The 13,680-nt window shown below is 65.9% G+C and carries 10 protein-coding genes; 4 read left to right on the forward strand and 6 right to left on the reverse strand.

The genetic code is table 11. The features are described from left to right. Both EJB06_RS03190 and EJB06_RS33065 read right to left on the reverse strand, forming a co-directional pair. Complete coding sequence (locus EJB06_RS03190; protein ID WP_126072572.1) at positions 1 to 831, reverse strand: HesA/MoeB/ThiF family protein; 831 nt, start codon at positions 829 to 831, stop codon at positions 1 to 3. Positions 832 to 994: 163 nt separating this feature from the next. Further along, positions 995 to 1,555: a KGG domain-containing protein gene (locus EJB06_RS33065; protein ID WP_126072573.1), complete on the reverse strand. Its 561-nt coding sequence runs from the start codon at positions 1,553 to 1,555 to the stop codon at positions 995 to 997. A 420-nt stretch (positions 1,556 to 1,975) separates the two neighbouring features. Here EJB06_RS33065 and EJB06_RS03200 point away from each other — a divergent pair, with 420 nt between their 5' ends. Further along, positions 1,976 to 4,072, forward strand: coding sequence for a carbohydrate-binding protein (locus tag EJB06_RS03200; RefSeq protein ID WP_229426905.1), 2,097 nt, complete (start codon positions 1,976 to 1,978; stop codon positions 4,070 to 4,072). 78 nt (positions 4,073 to 4,150) lie between these two features. On the opposite strand, the gene EJB06_RS03205 is transcribed toward EJB06_RS03200, so the two are convergent. Further along, the gene (locus EJB06_RS03205) at positions 4,151 to 4,651 is read right to left on the reverse strand and encodes a hemerythrin domain-containing protein (protein ID WP_126072574.1); all 501 of its coding nucleotides are present in this window, start codon (positions 4,649 to 4,651) and stop codon (positions 4,151 to 4,153) included. 270 nt (positions 4,652 to 4,921) lie between these two features. Here EJB06_RS03205 and EJB06_RS03210 point away from each other — a divergent pair, with 270 nt between their 5' ends. Next, positions 4,922 to 7,336, forward strand: coding sequence for a penicillin-binding protein 1A (locus EJB06_RS03210; RefSeq protein ID WP_370660108.1), 2,415 nt, complete (start codon positions 4,922 to 4,924; stop codon positions 7,334 to 7,336). A gap of 116 nt (positions 7,337 to 7,452) precedes the next feature. After that, the gene (locus tag EJB06_RS03215; protein ID WP_126072575.1) at positions 7,453 to 8,793 is read left to right on the forward strand and encodes a trypsin-like peptidase domain-containing protein; all 1,341 of its coding nucleotides are present in this window, start codon (positions 7,453 to 7,455) and stop codon (positions 8,791 to 8,793) included. 119 nt (positions 8,794 to 8,912) lie between these two features. Here EJB06_RS03215 and eutC read toward each other — a convergent pair whose 3' ends face one another. From eutC to EJB06_RS03230, 3 genes are read right to left on the reverse strand one after another with little or no spacing between them, the layout of a single operon-like run. Further along, entirely contained in the window at positions 8,913 to 9,719 is an 807-nt protein-coding gene (eutC, locus tag EJB06_RS03220) for an ethanolamine ammonia-lyase subunit EutC (protein ID WP_126072576.1), read from the reverse strand. After that, on the reverse strand, positions 9,716 to 11,110 hold the full coding sequence (locus tag EJB06_RS03225) for an ethanolamine ammonia-lyase subunit EutB (RefSeq protein ID WP_126072577.1): 1,395 nt from the start codon (positions 11,108 to 11,110) through the stop codon (positions 9,716 to 9,718). The genes eutC and EJB06_RS03225 overlap by 4 nt, the downstream gene beginning before the upstream one ends. A gap of 51 nt (positions 11,111 to 11,161) precedes the next feature. Beyond that, positions 11,162 to 12,379 carry a metal-dependent hydrolase gene (locus EJB06_RS03230; RefSeq protein WP_126072578.1) on the reverse strand — a complete coding sequence of 406 codons (1,218 nt, stop codon included), beginning with the start codon at positions 12,377 to 12,379 and terminating at the stop codon, positions 11,162 to 11,164. Between the two features lie 172 nt (positions 12,380 to 12,551). Between EJB06_RS03230 and EJB06_RS03235 the strand changes: the two genes are divergently transcribed. Next, positions 12,552 to 13,670, forward strand: coding sequence for a porin (locus tag EJB06_RS03235; RefSeq protein ID WP_126072579.1), 1,119 nt, complete (start codon positions 12,552 to 12,554; stop codon positions 13,668 to 13,670). Positions 13,671 to 13,680 lie beyond the last annotated feature (10 nt).

Genomic DNA, 13,680 nt, shown 5'->3' on the forward strand with positions numbered 1-13,680 from the left:
TCAGCGGCTGATGTCGATCAGCTTGGTGACGTGGTTGCGGAAGCTGTGCACCACCATCTGCGGCGAGGCCGGCACGTCCATGCCGGCCAGCATGTCGTGCATCATGGACACGGCCAGCGCCGCCACGGTGAAGCTGCCGACCGCGATCTGCGACGCCGGGCAGGGCCGGCCATCTTCCATCACGGTCAAGGCCTTGCCGACCTGTTCCACCACTTGCGGGTCGAGGTGGGCGCCGATCCGTCCCATGATCTTGCCGAACACGGCCGCGTAGCTGGCATCGCCTTCGCCCTGCGCGCTCTGGACGTCGTGCGCGATGATGGCGGCCAGCGAGGCCGGCGAGGTGGGCGGGAAATACAGGACGCCGGCGCCGAAGCCGATCGACAGCGCGGTAAACACCGGCCTGGCGCGCGCCTGCGCGGTGGTGTGCAGGGCGAGGATGGCTTCGAGGTCGAGAAAGTCGATGGTGTCGAACACGATGTCGGCCTGCTCGACCAGGTCCAGCACATTGCCCTGGCCCAGATTGGCGTGCACGGCCTCGACCCGCGCCTGCGGGTTGATCCGCAAGATCTGTTTTTTCAGCGCATCCACCTTGGGTGCGCCGATGTCGTCGACGTCGTAGAACTGGCGGTTCAGGTTGTGCGCGTCGACCGTGTCGCCGTCGACCAGCACGAAGGAGCAAAAGCCCATGCGCGCGGCGGCGATGGCGGTCGAGGCGCCCAGGCCGCAGCCGGCAATCAGCAGGCGGCTGGTGCGGATTTTTTCCTGGGTATCGGTGGCGACATAGCCCGTGTTGCGGGTGACAAAGGTATCGTAGTCGAAGCTGGCAGTCATGTGTTCTCGCTGGAAAATGGTATCCCAGGCATGGTAGTGCATTTAGACATGATTGTCTTGCTTGCAATGATCTGCGAGCGGCCGTCGCAAGCACAATAGCCTGCGCGCGGCAGGCTATTGGCTTGTTCAAATCCCCGCCGTGGCGGGGAGGGCATGGGCCGGCTTAGTTCGAGTTCTTGCTGCCCGAACCGGAACCCGATTTCGAACCGCCCGAACTGGCGTTGTTCGAAGCGCCCGATTTGCCGCCCGACGAGGAGTCGTCGTCCGAGGAAGCGCTTTGTTTGTTGCCGCCGCGCGAGGAGCCGCTATCGGAGTCGCTCTTGTTGCTGGCCGATGAGCCGCGCGAGGAACCGCTGTCGGCATCGCTCTTGTTGCTGGCGGACGCGCCGCGCGAACCGCTGTCCGAATCGCTCTGCTTGCTGTTGCCCGAGCCGCTTTGCTGGTTGCCGCCGCCGCTGTGGCTCAGCTTGCCTGCTTCGCGCGCCTCTTCGGAGGTGAATTCATGGGCATTGCCGGAAGCGTGGGCTGCACGGCCGCCCTCGGCTGCAATCTCGCGCTGCTGCGCAGGGTCCATCGATGCGAAGCCGCGGCCGCCGGTGTCGCTCTGCTTGTTGCCCTGGCTGCCTTTGCTGCCGCTCTGCGAACCGGATTTTGCGCCGCTCTGCGACGCATTGTTCGATGCATTGTTGTCTTTGTTGCCGCCTTGATTGTTGTTCGATGCCATGATGATTTCTCCTAATGTTTTAATTGAAATGAACTGCAGGAACTACCTGCTGTTCGCTTCCCAACGTCGTCGTTGGGAAGCGAGTAGGGACATCTTAGGACAGCGGGCCGAGCCTTTAAGTAGGATCACTTGCAACTGTCGTGTAGGACTAATGCAGGACGAGTCCGCTGAAAATCACCGACGAAATGTGCAGTTGGAAAGGGGCCTGTCCGCGTGCAAATATCCTGTCGGCAGCACGGCTTGTTTGTGCGTCAAGGCTAGTTTCCCAATGGCTTTTTATATTTACGTTGACCTTGGCAGGTGAAATCAATACCATCGACCGCATGGAATTGGTAACGTTTCCATCCGCGTGCGCGCATCCTTGTTTTCCCGGCGCGTCGGCCAGCGGCCGTGCGCCTCCATCACGACAGGAGACTTTTCATGACACTGACCCTTCACAGGGAATCGCGGCATCGCATGCCGCAGCTGCTGTGCGTATTGGCAGGCAGCCTGCTGAGCGCCGCCTGCGCCGCGCAGACCGCCTTGCCGGGCAAGCTCGAAGCGGAGTCCTATGCATCGATGCTGGGCGTCGCCACCGAGGCGACGGCGGATGCGGGCGGCGGCGCCAACGTCGGCTGGATCGAGGCCAACGACTGGATGAGCTATGCGGTCAATCCCGCAGCCGCCGGCTGGTACACGGTGCAGTACCGGGTGGCGTCGGCGGGCGGCGGCGGGCAGCTGGTGCTGAGCCAGAATGCGAAGGACATCAGCGATACCGTGAGCGTGCCGAACACCGGCGGCTGGCAAAGCTGGCAGACGGTGAGCTCGCGCGTGTTCCTCAACGCCGGTCCGCAGAACCTGGCCGTGTTCGCCAAGGGGGGAGGCTTCAACCTGAACTGGATCAACTTTAGTGCGGAAACCACTTCCGCGCGCTTGCCGGCCATCCGCCAGAACGGGCGTTTCTGGGTCGACAGCAGCGGCAAGCGCGTCAACCTGCGCGGGGTCAACCTGGGCAACTGGTTGCAGCTCGAGTTCTGGATGATGAACAACAGCATGTCCACCAGCAAGGGGGTGGTCAACGACCAGTGCACGCTGGAAGCCACGCTGGCGCAGCGCTTCGGCCACGCCGAGAAAGAGCGCCTGATGGGCGTCTACCGCGACAGCTGGATCACCACCCGCGATTTCGACCTGATCAAGGGCATGGGCATGAACGTGGTGCGCGTGCCTTTCTATTTCAACCTGGTGGAAAACGAGACCAGTCCGTACAACTTGCGCGCGGATGCCTGGAAGTACCTCGACTTCGCCATCGACGAAGCGGAAAAGCGCGGCATGTACGTGATCCTCGACCTGCACGGCACCGTCGGCGGGCAGGCGGCGGCCACCGAGCAGCACGACGGGTGCGTGGGCCCGGCGCAGCTGTGGTCGAACGCGAGCTACCGCGACCGCACCAAGTGGCTATGGGACAAGATCGCCGAGCGCTATCGGGGCCGCAGCGCGGTGGCCGCCTACGATCTGCTCAACGAGCCATGGGGGACCGATGCCACCACCCTGGCCAATTACGCCTATGAGCTGTTCAACGTGGTGCGCGCCAAGGATCCGGAGCACGTGATCCTGCTGCCGGGCCACAACAGCGGCATCGATGCCTATGGCAATCCGAACACGCGCGGCCTGAGCAACGTGGCGTTCTGGATGCACTTTTATCCGGGGCTGTGGGGCTGGAACGAAGTGCAGGGCGCGGCCAACCAGGCCAATATGCACGCCACCTGGCTGCATTGCAACACCAGCGGCACGGGCGAAAGCTGCGACTGGAACGCCAAATTGACCGGACTGAACACGCCTTTCCTGATCGGCGAATTCCAGCCCTGGACTTTGCTGGGGAGCTATGGCGGCCAGATCACCCGCAAGACCTATGACGCCTACAATATGTACGGCTGGGCGGCGACCAATTGGGCCTATAAGACCGTCAGCTACGGCGGCTCGAATGGCGACACCAGTTCCTGGGGCTGGGGCATGGTGAGCAACAGCAACAATGGCGGCGCCATGGGCAGCCTGAATGTGAGCACGGCGTCGGGCGCGCAGATCGAAAGCTATTTCCGCAGCTTTGCCACCCAGCCGCTGGTGCGCAACGAAAGCATCGCCTACTGGATGAACTGGAAGCCCGAAGTCGGCGCCAGGATCGAGGCGGAAATGTTTACCACGCATGGCGGCATGCGCATGGAAACCACCAGCGATGCGGGAGCGGGTTTTAACGTGAGCAATGTCGACAATAACGACTGGATGAGTTATCCCGTCAATGTGCCGAAGGCGGGCTGGTACAAGCTGCAATTTCGCGTGGCCACGATCTACAACGGCGGGCAGTTCGCCTTCAGCAAGAACGGCAGCGACCTGGCCACCGTGAGCGTGCCGAACACGGGCGGATGGCAAACCTGGCAGACGGTGACGGCGCGTGCCTATCTGGAAGCCGGGCAGCAGGACCTGACGATCCATGCGCGCGTGGGCGGGTGGAATATGAACTGGTGGCAGATGAACGCCGAGTAAGGACGCGGCGCCCATGCCTGCGCCGCTTCCGTCGGTAAGGGTAGCGGCGCAGGCAATCCTCGGCGGGAGGGCGGTCGCTTACACGGTGATCTGTGCCTTGCGCTCGGCGATTTGCTGCCCCAGCGCTTCCAGGTCGAGGCCGGCCTTGCGCGCCTTCGGAAACATCTCGTTTTCTTCTTCCTCGACGTGGTGTTCGATCATCTCGGACAGCACTTTGACCTTGGCATCGAACAGATCTTCGGTCGATTCCATCTCCATGATCTGGGCGATCAGCTCCTTGGCCGACGCGTGCTCGACAGTGGCTTCGTCGACCAGGTCTTCATTTTCCTTGGTCGCGGCGCGCACTGCGGGATAGAAAATTTCTTCCTCGGCGGTGGCGTGCTTGGTCAGTTCGGTGCAGATCTGCATGGCCAGTTTTTTCTTGGTGGCATGCGCACGGTCGCCCAGGCCCTCGAACTGTTCGAACATCTGTTTGACGTTTTCGTGGTCTTCGATCAGCAGCGCGATCGCATCCTGCGCTTCGTGGCCGCCTGGGATCGGTTTCGGCGTGTTACGGGTGGTCGACGATGAGGTTCTCATGGTGTGCTCCTGATATTTTGTATGGTAACTAATGCGCTACCGGGTGGCTGGGATCGTTCCTGGCTGCCTGTCTTGTAGCAGAGAACCCATGATAGGCGGCCTCATTCGTGGAGGGAGTAGGCGCACTGGCAATACCCGCGTAGGACAAAACCACCTCGCGCTATCAGGAAGCACGCTGGCCTGTGCTTGCGACGCGGCGGCAGGCGTGCGCGCCGCAGCGCTCGGATATACTGTCAGGCAAGTTAATGACTTTTAAGCAAGGAATCAAACGTGGGCAATCTGATGGGACGGCTGGAACAGGGTGTGCGTGCCGCAAGCAGCGCGGCGGCGGAACGCATCGGCCGCCTGCGCGCCTACTTGATGGCGCAGCCGCCGTACAAGCGCATCGGGCTGCCGCTGCTGTGGTGCCTCGGCGCGCCGCTGGCGCTGCTGCTGGTCTGGGTGCTGATCCTGCTGCCGTTCACGCCGGGCGTGTCCGACCTGAAGCAGACGCGCGCGGCCAAGGCCTCGGTCCTGATGTCGGCCGACGGCAAGGAACTGGCCAGCTTCGAAGAAGGCGTGCAGGAGCGCGTGACCCTGGCGCAGATTTCCCCGCACATGATCGCGGCGCTGATCGCGACCGAAGACCATCGCTTCCGCGACCACCACGGCATCGATTTCAGGCGCACCTTTGCCTCGGTGCTGCACACGGCGCTGGGCGATCCGCAGGGCGGCTCCACCATCAGCCAGCAGCTGGCGCGCAATCTGTATCCGGAGCAAGTGGGCCGTGCGCGCAACATCAACCGCAAGCTCAAGGAAATGATCACGGCGGTGAAGATCGAATCGGCCTACAGCAAGGACGAGATCCTGGAATCCTACCTGAATACGGTGCCTTTCCTGTACAACACCTTCGGCATCGAAATGGCGGCGCGCACCTATTTCGATACCACCGCCGCCAAGCTCGACGTGTTGCAGAGCGCGACCCTGGTGGGCATGCTCAAGGGCACTAACTACTACAATCCGGTCACCAATCCCGAGCGTTCGGTGCAGCGCCGCAATGTGGTGCTGTCGCAAATGCGCAAGCACGGCATGCTCGACGAGAAGCGCTACGACAGCCTGCGCAAGAAGCCGCTGCGCGTGTCCTTCTCGCGCCAGGCCGAGCGCAAGCCCAGCGATACCCATTTCACGGCCTATGTGCGCAAGTGGCTGATCGAATGGGCCGACGAAAACGATTACAACGTCGAGCGCGACGGCCTGGTGGTGCACACCACGCTCGACTCGGCCATGCAGGAGGCGGCCGAGAAGGCGGTCGAGCGCCAGGGCAATACCTTGCAGATCATCGCCGACGTCGAATGGGCCCAGAGCGACAGCGGCTACGGCTCGGCCGGCGGCTATGCCGGCATGCACGGCTCGATCACGCCCTTCGAGTATTTCTGGCGCGCCAAGGGGACGCTGGTCAACGCCTTCATCCGCGAAACGCCCGAGTACAGGAAGGCCGTCGAGAGCGGCGACAGCGGCGCGCAGGCGCTCAAGCGCCTCAAGGCCGACCGCGCCTTCATCGCCCGTTTGCGCGCGGCCAAGACGCGCCTGGAAACGGGCTTCGTCGCGATGGATCCGGAGAACGGCCATATCAAGGCCTGGGTCGGCAGCCGCGACTTTCATAAAGAACAGTACGACCACGTGGTGCAGGCCGCGCGCCAGCCCGGCTCGACCTTCAAGCCGATCGTCTACGGCGCCGCGCTGGAAAAAGGCTTCGCCCCGAACCGTCCCTACCGCGACGCCGTGATGAACATCAAGGCCGGCGACGGCACCGTCTGGCGTCCGACCGACATGAGCGGATCGAGCGGCAACCAGATGAGCATGCGCGATGGGTTGGTGTTTTCCAAGAACACGATTACCGCCCAGGTCATGCAGGATGTCGGCCTGCCCGGCATCATCGACCTGGCGCGCGGCCTCGGCATCCGCAACAGCAAGCTCGAATCGGTGCCCTCGCTGGCGTTGGGCACCAGCCCGGTGACCCTGCTCGAGATGGTCAATGCCTACAGCAGCATCGCCGCCCAGGGCGAATACCGCAAGCCGGTGTTCGTCACGCGCATCACCGACCGCGCGGGCAATGTGCTGGCCGAGTTCGGCAACCCGGCGCCCGAGCGCGCCATGTCGTCGCAGAACGCGGCCGACCTGATCGACATGATGCGCGGCGTGATCAACCGCGGCACGGGCACGGCGATCCGCTACCGCTTCGGCATCAATGCCGATGTGGCCGGCAAGACCGGCACCACCCAGAACAATGCCGACGGCTGGTTCATCATGATGCATCCCAAGCTCGTGGCCGGGGCCTGGGTCGGTTTCAACGACAACCGCGTCACCATGCGCAGCAATTACTGGGGGCAGGGCGGGCATAACGCGATCCTGGTGGTGGGCGACTTCTTCAAGGCGGCCATCGCCGGGGGCAAGGTCGATACCGCCGCGCTGTTCCCCGGCGGACGGCGTCCGGAACCGGTGCGCCAGGAAGAAGACCCGGGCGAGGAAATCAGCGAGGAAGCGGGCGACATGCAGCAGGAAGGCGTGGCGCCGCCGGCCCCGCCCGAACCCGATCCCGAAGACCTGGACAGCGAGGACATGGCGCCCCTGGAGGGCGAGCGCGCCGAAGCGCCGGCGCCGCCCGAGCCCGAGCAGAATGCGGCGCCGGCGCCGCTCGACCAGTAAAGGCATGATGCCGGCTGTATCCAGCCCGCCACCAAGTAGAAGCAATATTTCCGGCGGGCTATGATCTGGGCTGATATTTACGCTATGATCGACGTTTCCCACCGGAGACGCTGCAAATGAAACGAACGCTGTACACCATTCTGGGTGTCGATCCCCTCGCCACTCCTGAAGAGATTGCCGCAGCGTATACGCGCCTGGAAGCGGCGTTCCAGAGTGGTTCGATCGACCGCAACGACTTCGTGCTGGTGCGGGAAGCGTTTGCCGTGCTGTCGAACAAGGACAAGCGCGGCCATTACGACCGCAGCCAGGTCGCGCCGCCGCTCACGCGCAGCGTCGATGCCGTCCCCGCGTCCGGGTCGGGTTTCAACCTCGACTGGCGCTATGGCCTGGCCGCCGGCCTGCTGGTGGCCGGGATCGTGTACTGGTCCAAGGGCCGCGCTCCGGCCGCGCCGCCTGTCGTCGCGGGGCAGGGCGCGATCCAGACGGCGATGCAGGACAACGGCGCGAGCGCCGATGGCTTTCCGTCCCAGTCCCAGAGTCAGACCGTCTCGGCCGCCGGCGCCGGCAACCCGTCCGGCGCGCTCGGCATGGAAGACCTGTTCGCCAAGCTGTCGCCGTTCGTGGCGCGGATTAATATGTACAACGGCGGCAACATGGTAGGCACCGGCAGCGGCGTGGCGCTGGGCGGCGACGAAATCATTACCAATTGCCACGTGGCGCTGGCCGGCTCGCGCCTGCAGGTCAAGCTCGGACAGGACAGCTACGACGCGACCGTGTCCGTGGCCGACGAGGAACGCGACCTGTGCCGGCTCTCGGTCAAAGGCCTCAACGCCCCGGCCGTGGTGATCGGCGCCTCGGGCGATTTGCGCACCGGCCAGCGGGTGATCGCGATCGGCGCTCCGCACGGACTCGACCTGACCATCAGCGACGGCATCGTGTCCTCGCTGCGTCCGCTCGACGGCGGCACCCTGATCCAGACCACGGCGCCGGTCTCGCCCGGCTCGAGCGGCGGCGGACTGTTCGACAGTTCCGGCCGGCTGGTGGGGATCGTGACCTTCCAGATGCGCACCGGGCAGAATCTGAATTTTGCCGCGCCGGCGGAATGGATCGGCAGCATGCGCACGCGCCGTGGCAGCGGCCTGGTGGGCAAGATGAGCGCCGAACGCGCCCAGGAAAACCCGGCGCAGAGCGCGCAGAACGGCGACATGGTGGTCGGCGAATGGCATTGCAACGATCCGATCGGCGGGACCTCGGTGCTGATTTCGTTTAACGACGACCGGACCTTGCAGATGCGCTATGAGAACCGGGTCTCGCCGGGACGCTGGATGTACCGCGACAGCCAGCTGGCGATCCAGTTTTCGAACGTGAACGACACCTTGCGGGTGGAAGAATTGTCGCGCGACAAGATGATCCTGAAGTTCAATGTCGGGCAGCGGCTGGTCTGCGCGCGCCGCTAGCCCGGCCGTGCAAGCACGCGCCTGGGCCGCGTTACGCGCTTCAGGCTGGGCACCCGCCAGCGTCCCTGTTGCCCTCGGCGGCAGCGGCGCGCGCCGGCCCGATGCGCCGGCAGGCGTTTTCAGCGCAGCAAAAAATTCCCCTTCCCCGCCGCCGGCAAGCCGCCGTCGGCCACCGTATCGTCCTTGAGCAGCACTCCCGACAGCCCCCTTTGCCTTGCCTGCGTCAGCAGGTAATGCAGGCGGTAGGCCGCCTGGTCGTAGCTGAGCCCGGCCGGCCGCACGTTCGAAATGCAGTTACGGTCGGCATCGCTCAAGCCTACGCGCGGCGCCCAGCTCAGGTAGACGCCCATGCTGTCCGGCGAGCTCAGCCCCGGACGCTCGCCGATCAGCACCGCCACCGCGCGCGCGTTCAGCAGGGCGCCGATCTCGTCCCCGAGCGCCACGCGCGCCTGGCGGGCGATCGCGATCGGCCCCAGGCGCCACTGTTCCTGTTGCGCCACCTCGCCCAGGCGCGCCAGCAGCGCCGCCACGAAGGGCCGCGCGTTGTGCGCGATGGCCAGCGCCGACAGGCCGTCGCCGATCACGATCGCCAGGTCGCACGAGGCCGGCGCCGCCGCCTGCAGGCTGGCGCGCGAGGGCGCGTCCAGCACCCGGCCCAGGTCCGGCCGCTGCAGGTAGCTGGCGCGGTCCGGGCAGGCGCTGTGCACGCGCAGGCAGGCGTGCCCGTCTTCGGCCAGGGCCGCCGCCAGCGCCTCGTCATCGAGCGCCATGTGCACCGCGTCGCGCGCCTGCGCATGCGCCAGCTGGAAGTCGAGCTGGGCCGACGTGGGCACGCTCACCCCGCTGCGCCCGAGCGCGATGCGGGCCTGGGTCAGCGCGCGCAAGGCGTGCCATGGATTGGACAGGACATGCTTCGATTGCTTCATAAGCGCAGCAAGGCGGGTTGAAATACCGGCGCCAGCGCGTCCGGCAGTTGCGCGGCGCCATCGCCGCAAAAAATCTGCATGCGATGCAGCCAGGCTTCGAATTCGGGCGCGGCGCGCAGGCCCAGCACGCGGCGCGCGTACAGGGCGTCGTGGAAGGAAGTGCTCTGGTAGTTGAGCATGATGTCGTCCGAACCCGGCACCCCCATCACGAAGTTGCAGCCGGCCGCGCCGAGCATGGTCAGCAGCACGTCCATATCGTCCTGGTCGGCTTGCGCATGGTTGGTGTAGCAGACGTCGCATCCCATCGGCAAGCCGAGCAGCTTGGCGCAGAAGTGGTCTTCCAGCCCCGCGCGGATGATCTGCTTGCCGTCGTACAAATATTCCGGCCCGATGAAGCCGACCACCGAATTGACCAGCAGCGGCTTGAAGGCGCGCGCGACCGCATAGGCGCGCGCTTCGCAGGTTTGCTGGTCGAGCCCGTGATGGGCGTTGGCCGACAGCGCGCTGCCCTGGCCGGTTTCGAAATACATGACGTTCTCGCCCACCGTGCCGCGCCCCAGCGACAGGGCGGCGCTGCGCGCTTCGCCCAGCAGCGCCAGGTCGATGCCGAAACCGCGGTTGGCGGCCTCGGTCCCGGCCACCGATTGAAACACCAGGTCGACCGGCGCGCCGCGCTCGATCGCTTCGATGGTGTTGGTAACGTGGGTCAGCACGCAGGATTGGGTGGGAATCTGGTAGCGGGCGATGACGGCGTCGAGCATGCCGACCAGGTTGACGACCTGGGCCACGTTGTCGGTGGCGGGGTTGATGCCGATCACGGCGTCGCCGCTGCCGTACAGGAGACCGTCGAGCACGCTGGCCGCGATGCCGCTGGCGTCGTCGGTCGGGTGGTTCGGCTGCAGGCGGGTGGCCATGCGGCCTTCCAGCCCGAGCGTATTGCGAAAGGCCGTGAGCACGCGGCATTTGCGCGCCACCAGCACCAGGTCCTGGATGCGCATGATTTTCGAGACGGCGGCCGCCATCTCGGGCGTGATGCCGGGCGCCACGGCGGCCAGCTGTGCGCTGTCGGCGCCGTCGCCGAGCAGCCAGTTGCGCAGGTCGCCGACGGTCAGGTGGGCGATCGGGGCGAAGGCGGCGCCATCGTGGCTGTCGACGATCAGGCGCGTGACTTCATCGTCTTCGTAGGGAATCGGGGGATTGTCGAGAATCGTGCGCAGCGGCAGGTCGGCCAGGGCCATCTGGGCCGCGACCCGTTCTTCGGCGCTGGCCGCCGCCACGCCCGCCAGCAGGTCGCCCGAGCGGGGCGGCGAGGCGCGCGCCAGCAAGTCCTTGAGGTCGCGAAATGCATACGTGCGCGGCCCGACCCGATGCGAAAACCGCGGTGTTGTCACGAAGGCTCCAGTGGCGGTGGTTGGCGTAAAGCGAGCATAGCACGGCGCCGCTTACAACAGGTCCGCGCGCGGATAGCCCCAGCCCGGTACGCCGGCGGGGCAGGGCTGCCCGTTCTTCCGGTCCAGCGGCAGGGTGGTGAAGTTACCCCTCGGCGTGGTGCTGAAGCGCAGGTCGGAGGCATCGTCCGTACCCAGGGCGGGCATGCGCGCGAAGCGCATCCAGGCATCGAAGCGGCAATTGTTGGCCTGGAGCGCGCGCAGGCGCGCCAGCGAGGTTTCCTGGCTCCAGTTGACGACAAGCTGGGGGTGGCGCGGGCTGGCGCCTTCCGACAGGGCGGCCGGGCAGGCATCGAGCGCAAGCACGCTTGGTGCGATGCTGACCATGCCGCGCCGCAAGCGGTAGGTGCCGGCGCGCTCGTTGCGTTCGGCCGACACGAAAATCCAGCACAGCGGGTTGGCGGGAAACGCCGTCATCGACGTGTCGAGCAGGGTGCTGGCCGGGTCGCGCAGGCGCAGGTGGTCGGCCACGATGGCCTGGCCCTGGCGCGTGGCGGCGCCCTGGACCGCCACGAAGCCGAGCGCGCCCAGCAGCGCGGCGCACAAGGCTTGCCTGCCGGCCTGGCCGGCGCGCTGTTGCAGCAGGGCCAATCCGGCGCCGAAGGCGAGCAGGGCGGCCAGCGAGGCCCAGTGCAGGTAGCCGCGCACGGTGAAATAGGCCAGCGCGCCGGCCAGCCCGGCCAGCGGCAGTGCGCGCCAGAAGCGGCTTCCCGGCATCATCGCCAGCGGCACGGCGCCGGCCACCCAGAACACCGGTTCCAGGATGAACACCATGTCGCCGTAGAACCAGCGCGCGTCGAAGGGATAGAAGGGATGGACGCCGTAGGAGTTCAGCGCGTCCATGCCGATGTGCAGCAGGAAGCCGGCGCCGACGGCCGCCAGCAGTCCGGCGCGGGCCGGCTTGCTGGCGCGCAGCAGGGCGCGCGCGCCGGGCCACAGGATCCACAACAGCGCGATCAGGAGCAGCGCCTGGGGAATGCCGAACAGCAGGGTGTGGGTGTGGCCGCGGTGGTGCAGCAGGTAGCCGAGCGGACTGGGCAGATTGCCGCTGAGCACCAGGTCGAGGTCGGGAAAGTTGCTGGCTGCCCAGCAGGAAACCAGCATCAGGCGGCGCCGCGTGCGTTGCCGGTCCGGATCGGCCTCGGCCGGCAAACTGCGCTGCACCAGTTCGCCGACGGCCAGTCCGACCAGGGAGTGACTTAAATTATCCATGGCGGCGATCTTACCGTGCCCGCTTCATTCTTGCTGAGCTGAAGCACGCGCCGGCCTCGCGCCGCCCGAAAGAATCTTCGTCCGTCCGCAAAATGCATTGAACCTCTTCGCCGGTGGCCAGTCCAACCATCGCGTACATCCTACCGATCGCCATGTTCAAAGGAAGCCGGCAATGAAAGTCCTTATCGCGTTCCTGGTGGCAGCAGTGTCCTGTGTGTTTGGTATGGCTGGCAGCCGGGCATGGGCGCAGTCGGCCGTGACCGTGTACGGCGTCGCCGACGCCGGCCTCGTGCGCGAGCACGGCGGCGCCGGCGGCAATCTCACCCGCCTCGGCAGCGGGGTCGGGTCGGCCTCGCGCATCGGTTTTCGCGGCGCGGAAGACCTTGGATACGGCTGGAGCGCCAGCTTCCTGCTGGAAGCGGGCGTGCGCATCGATAGCGGCGAGCAGGAATCCCCAGGCGCCCTGTTCCACCGCCAGGCTTACGTGGGGGCGCGCCACCGCGAGTACGGCGCCCTCACCCTGGGACGCCAGTACACGCCTTACTATCATGCGCTCACCATGGTGGGCGACCCGTTCGGCGGCGCTTATGCGGGCACGGCCAACAACCTGTTCCCGGCCGGCGGCCGGAATACGCGCACCAGCAATGCCATCGTGTATGCGATGCGCGGGAAGATGGGCGTGACGGCCGAGCTGTCGTACGCGCTCGGCGAGCAGCCGGGCAGCAGCACGGCGGGACGCCAGTTCGGCCTGTCGCTCGGGTACAGCCAGGGCCCGCTCAATGCGCGCCTGGCCTACAACCACCGCAACAACGACATCACGGCCGCCGCCGGCGCGGCCGCTGTGCCGCCGGTGCCCGCCGCCGACCGCGATATCGGGCGCAACACGCTGCTGGCGGCCAACTACGACGCCGGCATCGTCCGCGCCTACCTCGCGTATGGCGTGGACAAGGGCAGCAACAGCGCCTCGCTGCCGAATAGCGGCAATCCCTACGGTGGCGTGCGTCCCACCGCGTCCACCGACAGCCGCGACATGCTGCTCGGCGCCTCGGTTCCGTTCGGCATGACGACGCTGATGGCCTCGTATATCCGCAAGAACGACCGCACGGCCTACGACCAGGATGCGCAGCAATGGGGCGTCGGGCTGAGCCATGCACTATCGCGGCGCACCAGTCTGTACACGGCCTATGCGCGCATCAGGAACAAGCATGGCGCCGGCTATACGGTGGGCAACAACACCGAGGCGGGCAGCGGAGACAGCGCCTTCAACCTGGGCGTGCGCCACCTGTTCTGAGGAGGGCATC

Source organism: Massilia atriviolacea, assembly GCF_003953935.1.
Classification (GTDB): domain Bacteria; phylum Pseudomonadota; class Gammaproteobacteria; order Burkholderiales; family Burkholderiaceae_D; genus Telluria_A; species Telluria_A atriviolacea.